Source organism: Nocardia sp. SSK8, from assembly GCF_037034205.1.
In the GTDB taxonomy this organism is placed as follows: domain Bacteria; phylum Actinomycetota; class Actinomycetes; order Mycobacteriales; family Mycobacteriaceae; genus Nocardia.
The window spans coordinates 186167-206005 of the sequence record NZ_JBAGKD010000010.1 but is presented as its reverse complement, the minus strand read 5'-3'; the positions used below and the strand labels follow the sequence as shown (position 1 = coordinate 206005).

Sequence of the window (19839 nt, the reverse complement as noted above, 5' to 3'; positions counted from 1 at the left end):
ATATGACTCCTATCGAGGAACTGATCCAGGAGCTGTGCCCGGACGGCGTGGAGTTTAAGCGGCTCGGAGAGTTCGCAGAGCTCGTGCGCGGAAACGGCATGCCCAAGAGCGTTCTCGTAGACGAGGGAGTAGGGGCCATACACTACGGGCAGATCTATACCCATTACGGAGTATGGGCGACCGAGACACTGTCCTTCGTAGCGCCTGACACGGCGGTCAAGCTCGCAAAGGCTGATCCAGGCGATCTAATCATTACGAACACGAGTGAGAACATCGAGGATGTCGGCAAGGCTGTTGCATGGCTCGGTACGGAGCAGATTGTCACTGGTGGGCACGCCACAGTGATTAAGCATGGCCAGGACGCGAAGTTCCTGGCGTACTGGTTTGCCTCGGCTGAATTCTATGTCCAGAAGCGAAAGCTTGCTACAGGAACGAAGGTTATCGACGTATCGGCAAAGCAGTTGGCGACTGTCCGAATTCCTGTGCCGCCTCTCAAGGTTCAACGAGAGATCGTGCGAATATTGGATAAGTTCACTCAGCTGGAAGCGGAGCTGGAAGCGGAGCTGGAAGCTCGACGCGCCCAGCTCGCGTACTACCGCGGCGCGGCTCTCAGTGGCGATGAGCCGGTAACTCAGACGGTAGTCCTGGGCGATATTGCGGAGTTCAGGTATGGATTCACCGATAAAGCTGCGGATACAGGCACACATCGCTTTCTGCGGATCACTGATATCAATCCGCAAGGCAAGCTGTCTGCCGATGGCGCAAAGTTCGTTTCTCCTGGCAATGACGCTTCCGAGTACGTGGTTCAGCCAGGGGATCTCCTGATGGCTCGCACCGGTGCAACATACGGGAAGACTATGCTCGTCAGCTCTGGGGAGCCAGCAGTTTATGCGTCTTTCTTGATCCGTATCAGGTTCAAGGAAAACCGGATGCTGCCCGCGTTCTACTGGCACTATGCGCAAAGTGCTGCGTACTGGGAACAGGCTAACTCCTTGGTGAGCACAGCAGGTCAACCGCAGTTCAACGCGAACGCACTGAAGCGGGTTCGCGTTCCGGTGCCCGCGCTTGAGCAACAGGCAGCGATCGTTCGTACGCTCGACAAGTTCGATGCGCTCGTCAACGATATCAGTATCGGTCTCCCTGCCGAGCTCAACGCCCGTCGCAAGCAATACGAGTACTATCGCGACCGTCTGCTGACGTTCAAGGAGTTGGCGGCATGAGTGACGCACAGGTACGCAAGTTCGACCCGATCGCGATCTCCTCGGAGAGTACGGTCGTCGCCGAGTATGTCCCCGCTCCTGCGAAGGCTGAGGCGTACCAGTCGGAGGCCGCGCTTGAGCGCGAGATGATCCGCCTGCTGGAGACGCAGGCGTATGAGTACCTCCCGATCACTTCCGAGGCGCAGCTGGTCGCGAACCTTCGGATGCGGCTGGAGAAGCTCAATAGGATGATCTTCTCGGACGCGGAGTGGGAGACGTTCTTCACGACCAAGATCGCCGGACAGAATGACGGCATCGTCGAGAAGACCGCGCGCGTCCAGGAGGATCATGTCCAGATCCTGAGGCGTGACGATGGTTCGACGAAGAACGTCTCGCTCATCGACAAGAAAAACATCCATAACAATCAGTTGCAGGTCATCAACCAGTACGAGGTGGGCGGGGGTGCGGGTGGCGCGAACTACGCGAACCGTTACGACGTGACGGTGCTCGTCAACGGCTTGCCGATGGTGCACATCGAGCTGAAGCGCCGGGGCGTAGATATCCGTGAGGCGTTTAATCAGATCGATCGGTACCAGCGCGATAGTTTCTGGGCGGGGTCGGGTCTGTTCGAGTACGTGCAGTTGTTTGTCATCAGTAACGGCACGCTGACGAAGTACTACTCGAATAGCACGCGCGCGAAGCGTCTCGACGAGGCCAAGAAGGCGAGGGGCGCGGCCAAGGGAAAGCAGTCGAGCAACTCGTTCGAGTTCACCTCCTGGTGGGCGGATGCGAACAACAAGCCAATCGCGGAGCTGACGTCTTTCATCGGGACGTTCTTCGCGAAGCACTCGCTGCTGAGTATCCTCACGAAGTACTGTGTGCTCACGGCCGACCGCGACTTGCTGGTGATGCGCCCGTACCAGATCGTCGCAACTGAGCGGATCTTGCAGAAGATCGACATCTCCACAAATTACAAGAACCTTGGCACAGTCGAGGCTGGCGGTTACGTCTGGCACACTACCGGGTCGGGCAAGACCCTGACGTCGTTCAAGGCGGCGCAGCTGGCATCGAAGCTGCCTGATGTTGCCAAGGTGCTCTTCGTGGTCGACCGCAAGGATCTGGACTATCAGACGATGAGGGAGTACGACAGGTTCGAAAAGGGCGCGGCGAACTCGAACGCGTCAACGGCGATCCTGAGGAAGCAACTCGAGGATCCGAACGCGCGGATCATCATCACGACGATTCAGAAACTGTCGACGTTCATCAGAGCCAACAAGGGCCACGAGGTGTTCTCCGGTCATGCGGTGATCATCTTCGATGAATGCCATCGCTCGCAGTTCGGCGACATGCATACTGACATCACGCGGGCGTTCAAGCGCTACAACCTGTTCGGCTTTACTGGCACGCCGATCTTCGCTGCGAACTCGGGCAGCGGCGGCAGCCCGCTGCTGAAGACCACTGAGCAGGCGTTCGGCGAAAAGCTGCATACGTACACGATCATGGATGCGATCACGGACAAGAACGTCCTGCCGTTCCGGATCGACTACATCAACACCATCAAGATCGACAACCCCGATGACAAGCAGGTCTCGGCGATCGACCGTGAGAAGGCACTGCTTGATCCGCGCCGGATCAGCGAGATTACGGCGTACATCCTGGAGCACTTCGATCAGAAGACGAAGCGGCAGACCAGCTACGAGCACTCCGTCGTCACCAACGTGGCGGAGGCTGCGCGCACGCGACGGCAGGCCGAGGCGCTCAAGGAGCGCAAGCGCGTCCGCGGATTCAACGCGCTCTTCGCGACTGCCTCGATCAATGCGGCGCAGCGCTACTACCAGCAGTTCAAGGCGCAACAGGAAAAGCTGACGCCGGATCGGCGCCTGAAGATTGGCGTCATCTACTCGTACGGTGCCAACGAAGCTACCGACGACGGCATCCTCGACGACGAGGCCTTCGACACCGATGGCTTGTCAGGCGACGCGCGCACGGTCTTGGACGGTGCGATCCGGGATTACAACGCCATGTTCGGTACCAGCTACGACACCAGCGCGGACAAGTTTCAGAACTACTATAAGGACCTCTCGCAGCGGATGAAGAACCGCGAGATCGACCTGGTCATCGTGGTCAACATGTTCCTGACCGGCTTCGACGCCACGACGCTCAACACGCTCTTCGTCGACAAGAACCTGCGCATGCACGGTCTCATCCAGGCGTACTCGCGCACTAACCGCATCCTGAACTCCGTCAAGCGACACGGGAACGTCATCGTCTTTCGCAACCTTGAGGACGAGACAAACACCGCGCTGGAGCTGTTCGGCAATAAGGACGCGCGCGGGATCGTGGTCGTACCGTCCTACGGCGAGTACTACAGCGAGTACTCCGGGAAGGTGAACGACCTTATACGGCGGTTCCCCCTGGGCATGCAGATCGTAGGGGAGCAGGACCAGAAGGACTTTATCAACCTGTTCGGGGCCGTCCTCCGCCTGCACAACATTCTGACCGAGTTCGACGACTTCGACGGCCAGGACCTCCTCACGGAGCGTCAGCACCAAGACTACCGCAGCGTCTACCTCAATCTGTACGCCGAGTTCCGCACGGGTGCCGATGCTGAGAAGGAGCGCATCAACGAGGACGTCGTCTTCGAGATCGAGCTGGTCAAGCAGGTCGAGATCAACGTTGACTACATCCTGATGCTCGTCGAGATGATGCGCGCCGAGCGCGGTGACGGCGAGAACAAGGAGATTCGCGCCCAGATCTCGCGCGCGGTCGATTCCAGCCCGACCTTGCGCAGCAAGCGCGACCTGGTCGAGGACTTCGTCGACTCACTGTCGGTTGATGGTTCCGTCGATGAGCAGTGGAAGGCGTACGTGGACGCCAAGCGCGATGCCGAATTGGCCGCGATCATCGAGGAACAGAAGCTGAAGCCCGAACAGACTCGAGCGTTCGTCGATGCTGCCTTCCGTGATGGACAGATTCGCACGACCGGAACGGAGATCACGAAGATCTTTCCTCCGGTCTCCCGCTTTAACCGTGAGGCCAGCCACGGAGACAAGAAGAAGCGCATTGTCGATGCGCTAACTCAATTCTTCGAACGCTATTTTGGGCTGACGTCCAGCAGGGGTGTCTACGACTGAGACCGGGCGGATGGGACTGCTGCACGATCCGGTGACAGCGGGCAGGCAGCCCGAAGGGCTGCTGGGGTCATGATGGTCTCGTATTCGATGGGGGTCAATTTGCCGAACCGAGCCTGACGTCGACGACGGTGGTAGGTCCGCTCAATCCAGGTCACGATCGCGATCCGCAACTCCTCACGAGTTGCCCACGGCCGACGATCGAGAACATTCTTTTGCAGCAACGCGAAGAATGACTCCATCGCGGCGTTGTCCCCACACGCGCCAACCCGGCCCATCGATCCGCGATCGCGTGTTTGTTCAAGGCCCGCACGAACTTTCGCGATCGAAATTGCGACCCACGATCGCTGTGAACAACACAACCAGCGACGTGGTCACCGGCCGCGCCGCGGCCCGGTAGGCCTCGTCGAGTTCGGCGGCTGTGATCGGGTCAGCGAGCCACCGATAATACGGTTGGCGCGCGATTTTCAGGACCCGGCACGTCACCGCGACGGGAATCCCATCGGCGGCCAGCTCACGAACGAGCGGGTACATCATTTTCCCGGCAGGTTCGCCTGCGAGAGATAGGCCGCGGCTCGCCGCAGGACTTCGTTTTCCTGCTCGAGGAGCTTGATCCGTTTCCGGGCTTGGACGAGTTCGGCGTTCTCGGTCGCGGTCGTTCCGGGTTTGGTCCCGTCTTCGACGTCGGCGGCCTTGAGCCAACCGGCCAGGCATGACTCGCTGATCCCGAAGTCGGCGGCGATCTGCTTGAGCTGTTGGCCGGGTCCTCGGTTGCGGGCTACGCGCACGACGTCGTCGCGGAACTCTTTGGGGTAGGGCTTGGGCACGGTTACATCCTTCCAGCAATGCCAGTCGGCACCACAGATCAGATGTCACCTATCGGTGCAGCAGTCCCGTCCGGCAGTGGTGCGCTGCCAATGCCGTCGAGTTGGTATTCCTGCCGACGTATTCGTCGTGTTTGAACCGCATTGAGTGCGAGTTCGCCGCGCTACGGTACTTCGCGCTCAACGGCACCGACCATCGCAGCCACGCCGAGCAGGACGCCGCGATCGGTGACTACGTCCGCTGGCGCAACCAGCACGCCGGACCGATCCGGGACTTCGCCGTCGGTTCAAAGATTCGCCGACCGGATTACCTAACCAACGCTGCCTGACACGGCACTAGGTGCTGTGATGTCGCATCTGTCGAGATCGGGGCTCCATCAGATCTCCGCTGTCACCATGACACTCATTTACTCTGCGTCGTCGGCCGAGTCCTCGAGCTGGTCAAGGATTCGGCTGGCGAGGTCGGCCAATGTGTCTCCTTCGGGAGTCACCCATCGAGTCGTTCCCTGGTTGGCGACCGGTCGACCCGCCCACTCGGCAAGCTCCCACATATGTGAGATCAGGCCCGACGGCGAGTATCGCTTGCCGTCGGCTGCCCACAGAATTGGGCGCTGGCGATGTGCGAACCATGTCGCACGTGAGCGATTCGGGTCCTCGGCGAGCCAGCTCGCCAACGCTGCCGTTTCCACCGGGAAGTTGTTCGATAGAAACAGCGGCGTACCTTCGGCGAGAACGGCCCGATCTATCAGCACTGTTACTGCATTGGGGCGGCGACGGGGACGTGTCTGGGCACTGTTGCGGTACCGGTGTGTGGCAAGCGTCTGCAAGAGGTTGTTTCCGTGCAGAATATGGTGCGTGATCTCCCGGCACCGGTCGATATCCGAGCACACGGCCTGCAGTCGCGCACGATCGCCGAATCGGTCATCGATTATTCCGGCCACCTGCGGAACCAACTCTTTTACCAGGTCCGGCACCTCTAACACCGCGCGTTCGGACCATGCCAGATCGGGATCGGGTTCGTCGAAGCCGTCGATATCGAGCTTCCGGAACACGAGATGAGTGAGTAGGTACTTTCCGTGGTCCATCAAAACTACGCCACGGCGAGCGATCCGATTTTGCAGGCTGTGCAGGCTGCGTTGCACCGCGCGTAGGACGAGGACCGCGTTCCATACTTGGTACGCGCTAGGTTGCGGACGGAACAAGACGTCGTGGATGCCCTGAGAACCTCGTTCCCACAACACATCCAAGGTCGTGGCAATGCGTGCCGCGTACTGGCTGTCCGGATGGGCGCAGGCAAGCGCACAGGCTGCCTCGACCACCGAACATCCGGACTCAGCAGGTGGCTCGAGTTCGCCGCGCCGTACGCTGTACTCGAGGCCGAGTTCGGCCCGCATCTCCGCCATGATCGCGGCGTGGAGCGGTTCCAGAGCGATGAAGTCTCTCGGTTCGACACGATTCTGACGGTTTGTTGCCTGGGTTGTGCGCTTAGCGAATTCCTTCGCGGATCCGGTGACGATGATGCGCACGCCCACTTGTGCCTCGCCGGCGCACTCGTCTTGTCGAACGGCTTCGGCGATCGACTTCACCGTCTGTGCGCCGTTGACCACGCTTGCTCCGCTCAGGGTCAAGAGCAGTGGCCTATTCTGCGGTGAACGTATATTTCGGTTCGTTCGTTCGACGGAGTCGCAGAGCACAGTGATGCCATTGTTGAAGTACCAGAAGTTTGCGGGCTCCTCGGTCAAGGTCTCGATCAACTCATTGTTGATAGGGGTTCGACCGAGCGGGTTACGGATGTTGGCGCTGAACAGGTCGGATCCGGTTTCGACCCACCCCGCGATATCCCCGGCATTCACCACGCCGTGGAAGGAAGGATGAGGAGATCCGATTTCGAACCACGGAAAAAGCTCCACGTCGAGATCAACCGATGGCGGAGTCAGATCGTTCCGGATGGATTCCCATACCTCGCGGGCGAGAATAATCCGATGATCGAGAACGGTGCCGTATCGGTTGAATTCTTTCTCGCCGTTGATCAATGCGTCGGTAAAACCAGCAGTCACCTCGTCGGCGCGCATCAAAACAACGACTTGAGTGACCGGGACTGGTCTCTTGGTCATTTCAGAATGTGCGCGTTCCGCGAGTACACGTCCACGGGGGTTGAACGGTGCGAAGTCGCCGTCGTCGATCAGGCGCAACCCGGATAGCAACTCCATGACCGCCGAGCGATCGCTGTGGGCTTTGCCGGTCTTGCTCCATTTCGCCTGGACCAGGTAGATGTGCGGGTCGGGGCCGTCGACCACGGCGATCGCGTCGATGCCCTGGTCCGAGGATCCGTCGATCACGGTGAGGGCAGCTTCGTGATGGCCGAATCCGGTGACGATCCTGACTGCCTGGGCTGTGAGGGCCCGCGACAGCGCACGCGGCTCCACCTCGGCTGGTGGTCGTCCGTCGAGATCGCTGATGTCCAGTAGATCGGATTCGATATAGATCTCCCGAAGCGCCCGATCCACCTGGCGAACCTGGGTCGGTACGGTGGCGTTGCCGTGTGCGCTGGTCAATCTCATCCCTCCTGACAGTTGGCGGCCGATGCGCCACGCCCTCCCATTTCCGAGTGGAGCGGCGGCCTCCCCTGTACGTGCTGCGTTCATCCTGGCAGACCACCCAGGGGTCTGTCCGACCGTGGATCAAATTCTATCCCTGCGCGCGACAGCTTATTTCGGTCGCACGGAGGCATCGGGTCGGTGGCGCCGCCGTCACAACGTTCGGTAGAAGTCGGAAAGTTCCCGGAGAACGCAGTGGGCAATGTGGCGGTCGCCGGTTACTGGGCCAAGTCTGCGTTGGGTCAATCGGTGAGGGTGCACACCCAGAGGTAGTCGCGGGCTCGGCTGGCGGCTACCAGGTGTTGGCGGGTGCGGAGGGCATCGGTTTCCCGGGCTGCGGGGCGGGTGGTGGGTGGGTTCGTGAGGAGGAGGAACACGGCGGTGAAGTCCATGCCCTTGGCGCGGTGGACGGTGCCGACCTTGATGTCGGTGGGTTGGGTGCCGTCGTAGTGTTCCAGGGGCATGGCGCGGAGCCCGGCTTTGCGCAGGGCGGTGAGGTAGCGGTCGATGTCGCTTCTGGTGGAGACGATGACGGCGATGTCCGCGTCGGGGGTCAGGTTCGCGTCGCGGATGGCCTGGGGGAGGGCGGTGAGTGATTCGCGGCGGGTGAGGCGGGCTTCGACGACGTCACCGTCGGGGAGCGTAGGGGTGCTGTCGCGGATGACGGCGCCGGTGCCGCCGTCGAGGTCGTCGACGGAGTCGGGGGTTTCGATGCGCTGGACGTAGGACAGGACCGCGGCGCGGTTGCGATAGTTGGTGCGCAGGATGCGGCCGCGGCCGCCGGGGACCGGGATGCCCGCTTCGGCCAGGGTGCAGCCACCGACGTAGACGCGCTGTTGGCTGTCGCCCACCAGGAGAAGCTGGGAATCCTCGCGGGCGCCGGCGATTTCGTAGACGAGCTGGAGTTGCCGGAGGGTGAAGTCCTGGACCTCGTCGACGACGACCAGCCCGAAGCTGTCTTCGCCGCTGAGGGGGCGGGCGCGTAGTTCGTCGACGGCGAGGGCGATCAGGTCGTTGAAGTCGTGTGCGCCGCGCGCTGTGAGACCTCGCTGGTACGGCTGAAACCACTCGTCCCAGACGGTCTTTCGGATGTCGTTCCGGAGAGTGATGCCCTCGCGGCCGCTGCGCTGCACACCGAGGTATTCGTCCAGGCTCGCGATCCCACGGCCCTTGATGATGCGGTCGATTTCATCGTGCCAGTACCCGAAGTCGGTGCCGTCGACGGCGGTGAGGGTACCGCGGATTCGGCGCCACGCGTCGGCGAGTGCGGCGTTGACGGCGGCCTCGTCGACATTGAACGACACATCCCGGTCCTTGAGGAACCGGAGCGTCCAGGCATGCAGGCCGGTGAAGACCGCGCGGTCGACAGCCCGAGGCGCCAGACGGGCGAAGCCGCGTTCGTGGAAGGTGGGAAGTGTCTTGACGAAGGTGGTGAACATCAGGCGGCCGGGATTGCGTTTGGCCCAGTGCGCCATACGGTGCAAGGCGACTACGGATTTGCCGGTGCCTGCCGGGCCACTGATGCGGGCCGGACCGTTGAAGTTCGCCTGCACCAGGCTGAGCTGGGCGGGATCGAGAAAGGTCATCCAGTCGCTGAACGGGCGGGACAGCGCGGCGGCACGTTCGGACTCGTTGAGGTCGGTCGCGGTGAAAAGCTCAGCAGCGGTGTCGGTTTCGACGGCGAAGTCGAGACGCAGGTGGGTATAGCGGTCGATGCCGGAGGCCGCGAGTTGGGCGGCGCGTGCGGGCTTGTACTGGCGATCGCGTCGGGTGAGGGTGTCGAGGAAGCCGGGTTCGTCGACGATGTGGACGCGGCCGTCGGACTCGGCGCGGAATCGGCCGGGCAGCACGACGACGATCTCGGCCATGTGTGGGACGAACCGGAAGTCGCCGACGGCGAGACGGGTGAGGGGTTCTTCGGCGTGCTTGCGCAGCTCGCCGAATTCGGAAGTGTCGGGCGCGGTGGCGGCGAACACGATCGCGAACACTCCCGTCGGGCCGATCGCGAAAGCAGTGGGCCTGCCCGGCCGGAACGCGGTGGTGCGAACCAGCAGATGCCAGCCTTCGCCGGCGAGAACTCCCGTGAGCACCCGCCGTTCCGGCGAGCTCAGGTGGGTCTGTTCGGCGAGCGTCTGTTCGGCTGCGCGCTGGCACCGCTCACGTCGGATATTGGCCATGGTTTCCCCCTCGAACCTGGTCGCTGGTCGCCATCGGTTGCTTCCAGCAACGCGCTAATCCGTTGCTGGACAATATAGTTGAAGTTATCGATGGGTTCGCGACGTTCGGCCGATGTGCTCCGTCTTCATCGTGGTGGACGGTCGGCCGCGCGTCTACGCCTCGCCGTTGCCCGTCGATGCGTTGATAGCAGCCGGGCCGGCGGTGGTCGAGCAGATCGATGGCTGGAATAGCTCGGACAAGCTGGAGGCGATACCAGCGCACGGTCTGATACTTGTTCCGGCCGACGGTGTCGGTGCGCACTGGGCCTTCGACGGGAGGGCCGACGATATCGACGTTGCGCCGACCAGGTGGGGCGAGTGGAACTGGGAAGACTGGCGGCAGCGCCTGGAGACCGAGGCGGGAGTAGAGCGGCCTGCGCCGTCGCGGATGTCGGCGGCCCTCACGGAACTGTCGGAGGCGTTCGACAGGCATCAGGTGCTCGATACCGGCACCGAGCTCGCGGCGGTGCTGCTGAACGCGACCGGCTGGATCGAGCAGGCGCTGCGGTCTGCCGGCGGGAACGCGGTGCGGGTGGAGGACAACTCGTTGACGCATCGGCCGGTGGAGCTGACCGAAGCCGAGGTGCTTCGTACTCGGGTGGCGATCCGCTCCGCTCGTTCGCGGTTCGAGGGGTGATCGTGGGCAAGTGACGGTCCGCACGGTCGGGATGGGCAGGACGTGATCCGCGACACGTTCGGGTGCCCGATTCGACTCTCGAGCGGCCCGGATGATCGCGGGCGCCGGTTCGATCGATTCGCGTACCCGGACGGGGGCTGTCAGGATCACCCTCGCAATGTGGGTGAGGTGGCTGTGCGCCGAGTCGATCGCCAGGCGCCCGCTCGAGTTCGGATGTGGTTGGGAAGGAACATCGGGGTTGACGACGGACGCGCGGGCTGAGGTGGAGAAGTTCCTGCTCGGGGACCGGTTCGCCTGTCTGGCGGGGCGGTCGGCGTGGCGGCAGGGTGGGATCACGCATCGGCATTACGACGTGCTGGGTGGGGTGGCGTCGGCTCGGCTGATGGCTGCGGATCTGGCGGAGTTCGTGGGGGCGGCGGATTGGGGGTCGCGGAAGTTCACGAGTTTCGTGGCGACCTTCGAGGAGCCTCGGGGGGTGGATGAGCTGCGGTTCGAGGAGTTGTTGTGGGAGCATTTGCAGCTGCTGCATGAGGCGGACGCGGAGCGGTTCGCATGGGCGGCGGGGTGTTCTTCGGATCCGCAGTCGGGGGAGTTCCGGTACAGCGTGGCGGGGCATCCGTTCTTCGTGATCGGGTTGCACGAGACGCATCGGCGGTTCGGGCGGCGGCCGCCGTTTCCGATGTTGGCGTTCAATTCGCATGAGCAGTTCGCGCGGATCAAGGCCGACGGGATGTGGGATCGGCTGGCGGACAAGATCCGGAAGCAGGACATCTCGCTGCAGGGGGATATCAATCCGAATCTGATGGAGTACGAGCAGTTGTCGGAGGCGCGGCGGTACTCGGGGCGGCCCAAGCCTGCCGATTGGCAGTGCCCGTTCAGCGCGAAGGGGGCGGAGCACGGGCGAGAGCTGGCGGGTGTGCGGCAGGCCTGAGGGGGTCAGCCGCCCGCGACGGCGGGGATGATCATCAGTTCGGAGTCGGCGGTCAAGGGGGTGTCGGCGCCGGCGAGGGTGCGGCATTCGTCGCCGTCGATGTAGAAGTTGACGTAGCGGCGGAGGGTGCCTCGTTCGTCGCGGAGGCGGCGTTCGAGGGCGGGGGAGGTGGTGCGGAGGGCGTCGAGGGCGCGGCCGAGGGTGGGGGCGTCGATGGTGAGTTCGTGGGCGCCGTCGGCGTAGGGGCGTAGGGCGGAGGGGAGGACGATGCGGGCCATGGTCAGCCGATGACGGCGGCGCGGACGCACAGGACGTCGGGGAGTTTGTCGGCGACGAGGTGCCAGTGGGTGCCCTCGTCGGGGCTGCAGTAGACCTCGCCGTTGCGGGTGCCGAAGTAGATGCCGGTGGGGTCGGCGTTGTCGGCGGTCATGGCGTCGCGCAGGACCGAGGCCCAGAAGGGGACCTCGGGGAGGCCGTCGGTGCTGGCGGACCAGGTCAGGCCCGCGTCTTCGCTGCGGTAGACGGCGCAGGTGGCGTTCGGGGGGAAGCGGAAGCGGGACATGTCGGCGTCGAGGGGGAAGGTGTAGACGACGCCGGGGCGGCGGGGGTGGGCCACGATGGGGAAGCCGAAGTTGTCGGGTGGGAGGTCGGCGTCGATGGACTGCCAGGTGGCGCCGTCGTCGGTGCTGCGGAAGACGCCGCCGTGGTTCTGCAGGTAGAGGGTGCTGGGGGAGTCGGCGTCGCGGGCGACCTTGTGCACGCACTGGCCCCAATCCGGGAGCTCGCCGGGGAGGAAATCGGCGGTGACGCCACGGTTGGTGGGTTGCCAGGAGGTGCCGCCGTCGGCGGTCTGGTAGACGCCGCCGGTCGACATGGCCACGGCCAGGCGCCGGGTGTCGGTGGGGTGTGGCAGGACGGTGTGCAGGGCCAGGCCGCCGCCACCGGGTTCCCATTGTGGTCGGTGCGGGTGGTCCCACAGGCCCCGGACCAGCGTGAAATTGCGGCCGCCGTCGGTGGAGCGGAACAGGGCCGAGGGTTCGACTCCGGCGTAGACGACATCCGGTTCGGCGTCGGTGGCTGGGGTGATCTGCCAGACGCCCTGGAGGGCGGCGTCGGTGTCGTCGGGGAAGGACAGGGGCGCGTCGTCGGGTTCGGTCCAGGTTTCGCCCAGGTCGTCGCTGGAGACGAGGGTGGGGCCGAAATGGCTGTTCAGGACGCCGGCGAGCAGGCGGGGGGTGGGGCGCCGGGTGTCGATGGCGAGGGCTTTGACGTCGGCCACGGGGAATTGCGGCGGGCTGACGGTCCAGCTCGCCCGGCCGTCTGTGCTGCGGGCCAGGAACAGGCCTTTGCGGGTTCCGATGCCGAGAAGTACGTCCATTGCCGACCTCCAGGTCGTTGCGACGACGCGGATGGGTTCGAGCGTACTCCTGCGGGTCAGCCGAGCAGGAACGCCACCGTGGGGAAGACGATGGTGGTGGCCGCGGCGAAGACGAGGGTGCCGACGCGTCCGGAGCGGTGCCTGGCGAACACCGTCGCCGCCCAGCAATAGCTGCCGAACCAGATGAGCAGGGACCCCCAGACGACGAGCGCCCGGCTCGACACCTCACCGAGTGGCTCGACGATCCCCTTGTCGAACGCCAAGGCCAGGGTGATGATCGTGATTCCGGCCGCCGCGGCCGCGCCGAAGACGGCGGCACCCGCGGAACTGTTCATGGCGATCGGAGCGCGCGGTGTCGGCGCGATCGGCTGGGGATCGGTGTGGTGCGCGCCGGATTCGCGACAGATCATGTCGAAGACCGTGGCGGGATTGACCCACTGGCGGACGCCGGAGTGCACCTCGGTCAGGGCTTCCACGGCCTGCGCGGTCGCGTAGGAGGTGATGATGCCTTCGCGGGAGGTGCGGAATCCGCCGTGGTCGCGATGGGTTCGCTCGGACTGCTGGAAGTCGAGCAGCTGGACGAGCGCGGTGCGGAAGGTCGGGTGGAAGATCAGGCGATCACCCGCCGTGGCGAGCGCGGCGACGGATTGCTGCAGTGTGGAGTGATACCAGGTCTGGGCGACCGCGCCGCGGTGGATCTGTTCCTCCTCGAGGGTGCCCGGGGCGGTGTCCAGGTGGGCGAGGATCCGGTCGATGGTGCGGGTGTGGGCGCGGACGAGGCGGGGGCCGCCGAGGGCGGCGATCGCGGGGTTGCCGAGCAGGTGGGCGATGTGGGCGGCGGCGTGGTTCGACGCCGCGCGGGAATCGTCGTCGAGCACAGCGGTGACCAGGAACGAGACACCGCGGACGGTGGCCTCGGCGGCCGCGTCGTCGGAGCCGGGGAAGTCGAGGAGGGAGCGGACGGCGGCGGTGGTCGCGGTCACCGAGATCGGGGCGATGCCGTCGGAGAGCGCCCACCCGCCGGTCTCGGGGTCCTGGGTGGTGAGCAGGGTGTGCCGGGACGCGAGAACTTCGGTGGCGGTGCGGGGTTCGCCCAGGCGGCGCAGGGCGCGCAGCCGCCAGGCGGCATCGACCGGTGCCTGGAAGACCCATTCGCCTTCGGTGTGATGGGACACCGAGTCGCGCCGCATCATGGCCAGCACCGCGGGGGCGTCGGGGACCGGGCGACGGGCCGCGACGAGCGCGCAGACCACCTCCGCGGTGTCCTGCGGGTTGGGGGCGACGTCGGCGGACCAGCCCCAGCCCGCGACCCCGTCGCCGGGACGGACGATGGTGCGGCGCAGCCAGTCGCATGCCCGGATGATGCGGTGCTCGAAATCCGACATGGTGCCCCAGGAGCCAAAAGTGTTGTGCCGCAATTATAGCTGCGCGCCCCGCTCGAGAATGATGGCAATGAGGATCAAACCGCCCGCCGCCAGCAGCCAGATCGACATGCTCGTGTGGTCCAGTACGGCGATCACGGTCCACGCGACGACGGCCTCGTTCAAGCCGACGACACCGGCCGTCGCGGCGTCCGTGTGACGCATCGCGCGCCAATAGAGCGCGAAGCCCGGCCCGAGCAGCAGCGCGCCGAGGGCGAACTCGATCAGCAGCTGGCCGGGGGCAGCGGTGTCGACGAGCAGGTAGGGCATCGTCAGCAGACCCGCCATGCCCAGCTGGAGCCCGGCGGACGCGGTGGGGTCGCCGCGGTGGGCGGACGCGCGCGCGACCAGGGTGATCAGTGCCGCGACGGCCAGCGCGCTGCCGAGGGCGAGTGCGCACCCGACGATCGCCTTGGCGGTCGACACGGTGGCGCCGGGGCGCATCGAGACCAATACGACCGCCGTGATCACCAGCGCGATCTCGGTGACCGCCCGGACGTCCAGCTCACGCTGACGGGTCAGCAGGGCACCGGCGAGCAGGATGATCGGAGCGGTCAGGTGCAGGGCCACGACGACCGGGACGGGGCCGATGGCCAGGGCCGCAGCGTAGAGCGTGATGTTGACGGCTTCCAGAAAGCCCAGTACGAGAAAGGTTTTCGGGTGCGCGCGCAGGTCCTGCAGCGGGTTGCGGCCGCCCGCGACGGCGAGGAGCAGCAAGGGGACCGCGGCGCCGATCGCGACGGTCGGGCCGACTCTGCTCGATCCGAGCAGCGCCAGCCCCGCCGAGAAGAAGCCCCAGAGCGTTGTCGCGGCGATCAGGGTCATGACCGAGGTCTGTGTGCGGTCCAGCTGCGTCATGCGTCGCCCCCCGACTGTTCGTCCGCCGGGCTCAGATTAACCGTGGGCGCACGGTGTTCCGGTCATTGTCCGAAGGAGCGCCGGAGTTTCGCGTTGATCAGGGTGTTGACGCGGTAACGGAGATGACCGACCGCCGAATCGTCCAGGTCCGGTGTGTCGAGGTAGAGCGTCCAACGCAGGTCGGTGCCGCTGCCGCCGTCGGAGGGCAGATCGAAGCGGATGCGCGCGGTGGGGTGTTTCGGCCAGAGTGAACTCCAGACGACCAGGTGGGGATCCGCGCGTTCCAGCACGGCGGGACGTTGCTCGTCGGACAGCAGGATCAGCCACGGGCGGGTCGGGTCGCGATCCGGGTCGATGAGGGCGGCGAAGACGGCGTGGGGCGGGGCGGGCTGGTTTCGCTTCCTGCTGCCGAGGACGTGCACGGTGTCGAGGGTAGTCGGGTGGCTCGTGACGATGATCGGGGCGCTGGCCGGATGTGCGCGGGTGGGCCGATATCGTTGGGTGGGTGAGGCTTTGGACGTTGCAGGCGCCGGAAGTGATGGAGGCCTTGTCGGCGGAGGGGGTGTATCGGGCCGATTGGGGGCTGGTGGTTCCGAATTGGCGGGGGGCGTATGGGGAGATGGTGGCGGAGATGGGGCGGCGGGGGATCGAGGGGGGTGGGGCGGCGCCGGTGTGGTGTTGGGTGGGGCGGGGGTGGCGGCGGGGTGCGGTGCGGACGTCGGCGCAGATGTTGCTCGGGGATCACGAGTGGGCGCACGGGCGGTGGTTGCTGCGGTTGGCGGTGCCCGAGGAGCTGACCTTGGCGACGTCGTATGCGGTGTGGAACGAGTATCTGGGGTATGCGGCGGGGTTTCAGGATCAGCCGGAGCGGATGGATTGGTCGGGGCGCAGGATCGATGAGTTCGACGAGATCCAGGTGTGCGTGCCGGAGTTGCGGCGCGAGTGGGTGGTGGGGGCGCGGCCGTATCCGCCGGATGCGGACACGGTGGCGCGGATCGAGGCGGACCCGATCCTGCGGGAGCGGTTCACGCCGCCGCGGGAAGGGGTGTGGCGCAGGGTGATGCGGTGACGCCGGTCAGTTGCGGTCGACGTCGGCGATGATGGTCTCGGGTTTGAAGATCACCTTGTAGTGGTAGGCGCTGACGTTGGCGGCGTCGAGTTGTTCGACGAAGTAACTGACGTTGTCGGACAGGCCGAGGAAGTGCTTCTTGTACTCGTCGTCGCCGGTCTTGCAGGTGACCTCGAGCTGGTTGTTCTCGTCCTTGATCGAGCACTTGCCCTCGATGGAGAGCAGGTACTTGTCGGTGATGCCGTTGAAGAACACCACCCGGCGGTTGATCTTGAACTGATCGGATTCCTTGGACAGGTTCTTCGACACCACATCGGCGTCACTGGCGCATCCGGTGACCGCGAGGGCACCGGCGAAAAGGGAGATGGTGGCGCAGACGAGCTTGTTCCTCATTCCCCATTCTAGCCCGGTTCGCTTGGGCGGCAACGGCTATACGTCGGCGGCCAGGGCCGATGCCACCTCGTCGAGGCCGCAGGTGCGGGCCCGGACGACCAGGAGTTTGCGCACGCGCTCGGGGAGTTCGGCGGTCAGGGCGACGAGGGTTTGCCAGGCGTCGTGGTGGCCGCTGTCGAGCAGGTCGACGAGGGCGTCGAGTTCGGGCATGCCCTCGAGGATGATCAGCACGCGGGTGCGGGGTTCACCGTCGACGGACAGGGCCAGCGGGAGCATGGTGGGGGCCTCGGGGCTGGCCAGGACGATGAGTTCGCGCAGGGCGTCGTCGTCCTCGGCGAGCACGCGCTCGGCGATGCGGCGCTGCTGGGCGGTGTCGAGGTGGCGGACCAGGGGGAGCAGGTCCAGCCAGAGGCCCTCGGCCAGGGAGATGTCGGAGACGCGGGTCAGGGTGGCGGGATCGTGCATGACCGGGCGCTGGGCCAGGCGCTGCAGGCCGGTGATGGCCATGTCCGCGGCGACGGGGAGCAGGGCGTCCCAGGCGTCGAGTTCGGTGACGGCGGTGAGGAGTCCGTCGAGGACCTCGTCGTCCTGTTCGGCGACGATATCGGCCATCCGGGCGCGTTGTTCGGGGCCGATCAGGTCGAGCAGGGAGATCGCGTCGGCCCACTGTTGTTCGGCGTACATGGCGGTGACCATGCCGGGAACCCGGTCGGTGACCATGTTCAGCAGGCGTTCGGCCTGCGAGCTGTCCTCGAGGTGCAGGCCGACCTGGAGGATGTCGCGGTCGGCGGCCTGCGGCAGGGCCGCCCACAGCACGGACTCGGGCATGGCCCCGGCCAGGCGGCCCATGGTGAGGTAGTCGCCGCGCTCGATGAGTTCGCGGGCGACCTCGGCGGCCATGGTGTCGGGGACGCGCGCGATCACCTCCGCGGCGCGTTTCGGATCGAGCAGCACGGTCGCGTCGGCGAGGAACTTCGGCGACAGCGATTCCGCGATCGCCACCGCGCGGGCGGGCTCCACCGCACCGGCGACGGCGGCGGCCAGGGCCGGGCCGAGGGCTTTCTCGGCGACGAGCGCGGCGACCGGCTTGGGGACCAGCTTCACCGCCGCGGCTACGCGCTGCATGCGCAGCACGTCGCGGCCCGACATCTCGTCGCTGATCTGATCGCGGAACGCCTTGATCGCCGACGGGGTCTGGGTGGCGAGAAAGTCCAGGTCGGCGGGGTCGACGCCGAGAACCCGGCCCAGCTTCGCGATCTCGGCCACCGTGTGGCGCACGCTGCTCACAGGCCGAGCACCTTCCGGACGGCGGGGCGGGCCAGGCGCGGGATGAGGTGCATCCCGGCGCCGAGGGCGTCGTCCATCGCGGCCTTGCGGGCGGCCAGGGCGGAGCCGACGAGGGCGTCGAGGCGGGTCAGGTCGGCGCGGTCGAGCGTCGCGAACTGCTCCGGCGGCGGGGACCCGAGGGTCGCGGTGAGCTGGTCGAGACGATCCGGCACCGACGTGCTCCTTCGATCATGTTGCGGCAGTGACGATTACACGATAGCGGTGAGTGCGGGTGGGCGGCGCGCCGAGTGCGACGCGCGGGAAGACTCCCCTGATCGGCGCCGGTGCGCGATACTGGGGCGATCGTGCGCGACCCGCCGCACGAGCGTGACATTTTCGCGACCATTTCGTAATGTGTCAGAGACTTGTTCTCGACAGTAGCTGGTGATAGATAACGTGCCTGGTCAACATCGCACCCCGGCGCCGCCCACCGGGCGCACGTCCCTCGCCGTCTGCAGCCTGGCGGCCACGGTGCCCGCCATGATCTGGATGGCCTTGCGGCCTGCCGAGTCCCAGGTCCAGCAGGTGAGCGCGGTGACACCGCAGACGCCATCGGCGATCGAGCTGGACCCGCTGCCCGCGCTGACCCACGACGCGCCCGCCGAGCCGAGCCTGGCGCCGGTGGCCGCCGACGACGAGCTGGCCGCGCTGTCGGCGCAGAAGCTGAAGCTGTCGTGCTCGACGGAGTGGAAGGGCACCCGACCGCACGTCGCCCAGGTCTCGCACATGGTGCAGAAGATGTTCGGGCTCTCCGACATCGGCGGCGCGCACGGGCGCTATGACGGCGACCACGGCGCCGGTCTCGCGCTCGACATCATGACCTCCAACCAGGGCCAGGGCGACGCCATCGCCGCGTTCGTGCTGGCCAACAAGGCGCGCTTCGGCGTGACCTATGTGATCTGGCAGCAGCGCTACAACGACGGCAACGGCTGGTCGTTCATGGAGGACCGGGGCAGCGCGACCGCCAATCACTATGACCACGTGCACGTCTCGTTCGCGGCCTCGGCCGCGACCGACCTCCTCTGCTGAGCCGCCGACCTTTCTTTTAGGCATATCGGCCCGGAGATCCGGCCGCCCTTCTACGGTGGGGTGATCGGAGTCTCGCGAGGAGGTATGCGGATATGGGACGGTTGACCGGCAAGGTCGCGGTGATCAGTGGTGGCGCGCGGGGAATGGGGGCCGCGCACGCCCGGCGCTTCGTCGCGGAGGGCGCGTCGGTGGTGCTCGGCGATGTGCTCGACGACGACGGCGCCACCCTGGCCAAGGAACTCGGCGACGCGGCGATCTTCCGGCACCTGGATGTGCGCGAGCCCGAGCAGTGGCAGGCCGTGGTGGCCGCGGCCGTCGAGGAATTCGGCGGGCTGCACGCGCTGGTGAACAACGCGGGCATCGTCAACGGGAATCTGCTGGTGGATTTCGCGCTGGACGAGTGGCAGCGGATCATCGACATCAACCTGACCGGCACGTTTCTCGGCATGCAGGCCGCGGTCCCGGCCATGACCGGCGGCGGGTCGATCGTGAACATCTCGTCGGTCGAGGGGATGCGCGGCAGCCCCGGCCTGCACGGCTACACCGCGACGAAGTTCGCGGTGCGCGGGCTGACCAAGTCGGCGGCGCTGGAACTGGCGGCGCAGGGTATCCGCGTCAACTCGGTGCATCCCGGGCTGATCAGCACGCCGATGACCGAGGGGATCCCGGCGGACTTCCTGCAGATCCCGCTGAAGCGCGCGGCCGATCCCGACGAGGTATCGGCGCTGGTGGCGTATCTGGCGTCGGACGAGTCGTCGTATTCGACCGGGGCGGAGTTCGTGATCGACGGAGGGCTCACGGTGGGGGTGCCGCACAAGAGTTTCTGACCG

Annotated in this window: 18 protein-coding genes and 1 pseudogene; 8 read left to right on the top strand and 11 right to left on the bottom strand. The window is 65.6% G+C overall.

What is annotated here, in order from left to right:
* The first annotated feature begins 2 nt into the window (after nt 1-2).
* On the top strand, nt 3-1220 hold the full coding sequence (locus WA675_RS19770; protein WP_336086125.1) for a restriction endonuclease subunit S: 1218 nt from the start codon (nt 3-5) through the stop codon (nt 1218-1220).
* The gene (locus WA675_RS19765) at nt 1217-4333 is read left to right on the top strand and encodes a type I restriction endonuclease subunit R (protein ID WP_336086123.1); all 3117 of its coding nucleotides are present in this window, start codon (nt 1217-1219) and stop codon (nt 4331-4333) included. The genes WA675_RS19770 and WA675_RS19765 overlap by 4 nt, the downstream gene beginning before the upstream one ends.
* On the opposite strand, the pseudogene WA675_RS19760 reads toward WA675_RS19765, so the two are convergent.
* A pseudogene (locus WA675_RS19760) lies at nt 4324-5157 on the bottom strand (IS3 family transposase). The gene WA675_RS19765 and the pseudogene WA675_RS19760 overlap by 10 nt on opposite strands.
* A gap of 131 nt (nt 5158-5288) precedes the next feature.
* Here WA675_RS19760 and WA675_RS19755 point away from each other — a divergent pair.
* Nucleotides 5289-5483, top strand: coding sequence for a hypothetical protein (locus WA675_RS19755; RefSeq protein ID WP_336086122.1), 195 nt, complete (start codon nt 5289-5291; stop codon nt 5481-5483).
* Nucleotides 5484-5561: 78 nt separating this feature from the next.
* Here WA675_RS19755 and WA675_RS19750 read toward each other — a convergent pair whose 3' ends face one another.
* On the bottom strand, nt 5562-7709 hold the full coding sequence (locus WA675_RS19750; RefSeq protein ID WP_336086121.1) for an AIPR family protein: 2148 nt from the start codon (nt 7707-7709) through the stop codon (nt 5562-5564).
* 284 nt (nt 7710-7993) lie between these two features.
* Nucleotides 7994-9928 carry a UvrD-helicase domain-containing protein gene (locus WA675_RS19745; RefSeq protein WP_336086120.1) on the bottom strand — a complete coding sequence of 645 codons (1935 nt, stop codon included), beginning with the start codon at nt 9926-9928 and terminating at the stop codon, nt 7994-7996.
* A gap of 112 nt (nt 9929-10040) precedes the next feature.
* Here WA675_RS19745 and WA675_RS19740 point away from each other — a divergent pair, with 112 nt between their 5' ends.
* Both WA675_RS19740 and gntA read left to right on the top strand, forming a co-directional pair.
* Nucleotides 10041-10604 (top strand): hypothetical protein, encoded by a 564-nt coding sequence (locus WA675_RS19740; protein ID WP_336086117.1) that lies wholly within the window; start codon nt 10041-10043, stop codon nt 10602-10604.
* 238 nt (nt 10605-10842) lie between these two features.
* Entirely contained in the window at nt 10843-11535 is a 693-nt protein-coding gene (gene gntA / locus WA675_RS19735) for a guanitoxin biosynthesis heme-dependent pre-guanitoxin N-hydroxylase GntA (protein ID WP_336086116.1), read from the top strand.
* A 5-nt stretch (nt 11536-11540) separates the two neighbouring features.
* On the opposite strand, the gene WA675_RS19730 is transcribed toward gntA, so the two are convergent.
* The 5 genes from WA675_RS19730 to WA675_RS19710 form a co-directional block, all read right to left on the bottom strand.
* On the bottom strand, nt 11541-11813 hold the full coding sequence (locus WA675_RS19730) for a MoaD/ThiS family protein (RefSeq protein ID WP_336086115.1): 273 nt from the start codon (nt 11811-11813) through the stop codon (nt 11541-11543).
* Between the two features lie 2 nt (nt 11814-11815).
* A complete protein-coding gene (locus WA675_RS19725) occupies nt 11816-12913 on the bottom strand; it encodes a WD40/YVTN/BNR-like repeat-containing protein (RefSeq protein WP_336086114.1) in 1098 nt (365 codons plus the stop codon).
* Between the two features lie 56 nt (nt 12914-12969).
* Nucleotides 12970-14298, bottom strand: coding sequence for a hypothetical protein (locus WA675_RS19720; protein WP_336086113.1), 1329 nt, complete (start codon nt 14296-14298; stop codon nt 12970-12972).
* Nucleotides 14299-14331: 33 nt separating this feature from the next.
* A complete protein-coding gene (locus WA675_RS19715; protein ID WP_336086112.1) occupies nt 14332-15159 on the bottom strand; it encodes a DMT family transporter in 828 nt (275 codons plus the stop codon).
* A gap of 95 nt (nt 15160-15254) precedes the next feature.
* Complete coding sequence (locus tag WA675_RS19710; protein WP_336086111.1) at nt 15255-15614, bottom strand: hypothetical protein; 360 nt, start codon at nt 15612-15614, stop codon at nt 15255-15257.
* Between the two features lie 359 nt (nt 15615-15973).
* Here WA675_RS19710 and WA675_RS19705 point away from each other — a divergent pair, with 359 nt between their 5' ends.
* Entirely contained in the window at nt 15974-16261 is a 288-nt protein-coding gene (locus WA675_RS19705; protein ID WP_336086110.1) for a hypothetical protein, read from the top strand.
* A 6-nt stretch (nt 16262-16267) separates the two neighbouring features.
* Here WA675_RS19705 and WA675_RS19700 read toward each other — a convergent pair whose 3' ends face one another.
* The 3 genes from WA675_RS19700 to WA675_RS19690 are packed head-to-tail and all read right to left on the bottom strand — an operon-like array spanning nt 16268 to nt 18153.
* The gene (locus tag WA675_RS19700) at nt 16268-16654 is read right to left on the bottom strand and encodes a beta-sandwich lipoprotein (RefSeq protein ID WP_336086109.1); all 387 of its coding nucleotides are present in this window, start codon (nt 16652-16654) and stop codon (nt 16268-16270) included.
* A gap of 36 nt (nt 16655-16690) precedes the next feature.
* Entirely contained in the window at nt 16691-17941 is a 1251-nt protein-coding gene (locus tag WA675_RS19695) for a hypothetical protein (RefSeq protein WP_336086108.1), read from the bottom strand.
* On the bottom strand, nt 17938-18153 hold the full coding sequence (locus tag WA675_RS19690; protein WP_336086107.1) for a hypothetical protein: 216 nt from the start codon (nt 18151-18153) through the stop codon (nt 17938-17940). The genes WA675_RS19695 and WA675_RS19690 overlap by 4 nt, the downstream gene beginning before the upstream one ends.
* A 223-nt stretch (nt 18154-18376) precedes the next feature.
* On the opposite strand from WA675_RS19690, the gene WA675_RS19685 reads away from it, so the two are divergent.
* Both WA675_RS19685 and WA675_RS19680 read left to right on the top strand, forming a co-directional pair.
* On the top strand, nt 18377-19009 hold the full coding sequence (locus tag WA675_RS19685; protein ID WP_336086106.1) for a hypothetical protein: 633 nt from the start codon (nt 18377-18379) through the stop codon (nt 19007-19009).
* Between the two features lie 92 nt (nt 19010-19101).
* Nucleotides 19102-19836, top strand: coding sequence for a glucose 1-dehydrogenase (locus WA675_RS19680; protein WP_336086105.1), 735 nt, complete (start codon nt 19102-19104; stop codon nt 19834-19836).
* Nucleotides 19837-19839 lie beyond the last annotated feature (3 nt).

What these genes read in the sequence shown, in the direction of transcription:
- WA675_RS19715 (WP_336086112.1), bottom strand. Translation starts at nt 15,159, where the DNA reads ATGACCCTGATCGCCGCGACAACGCTCTGGGGCTTCTTCTCGGCGGGG.
- WA675_RS19740 (WP_336086117.1), top strand. Translation starts at nt 10,041, where the DNA reads ATGTGCTCCGTCTTCATCGTGGTGGACGGTCGGCCGCGCGTCTACGCC.
- WA675_RS19770 (WP_336086125.1), top strand. Translation starts at nt 3, where the DNA reads ATGACTCCTATCGAGGAACTGATCCAGGAGCTGTGCCCGGACGGCGTG.
- WA675_RS19680 (WP_336086105.1), top strand. Translation starts at nt 19,102, where the DNA reads ATGGGACGGTTGACCGGCAAGGTCGCGGTGATCAGTGGTGGCGCGCGG.
- WA675_RS19745 (WP_336086120.1), bottom strand. Translation starts at nt 9,928, where the DNA reads ATGGCCAATATCCGACGTGAGCGGTGCCAGCGCGCAGCCGAACAGACG.
- WA675_RS19700 (WP_336086109.1), bottom strand. Translation starts at nt 16,654, where the DNA reads ATGAGGAACAAGCTCGTCTGCGCCACCATCTCCCTTTTCGCCGGTGCC.
- WA675_RS19765 (WP_336086123.1), top strand. Translation starts at nt 1,217, where the DNA reads ATGAGTGACGCACAGGTACGCAAGTTCGACCCGATCGCGATCTCCTCG.
- WA675_RS19720 (WP_336086113.1), bottom strand. Translation starts at nt 14,298, where the DNA reads ATGTCGGATTTCGAGCACCGCATCATCCGGGCATGCGACTGGCTGCGC.
- WA675_RS19730 (WP_336086115.1), bottom strand. Translation starts at nt 11,813, where the DNA reads ATGGCCCGCATCGTCCTCCCCTCCGCCCTACGCCCCTACGCCGACGGC.
- WA675_RS19725 (WP_336086114.1), bottom strand. Translation starts at nt 12,913, where the DNA reads ATGGACGTACTTCTCGGCATCGGAACCCGCAAAGGCCTGTTCCTGGCC.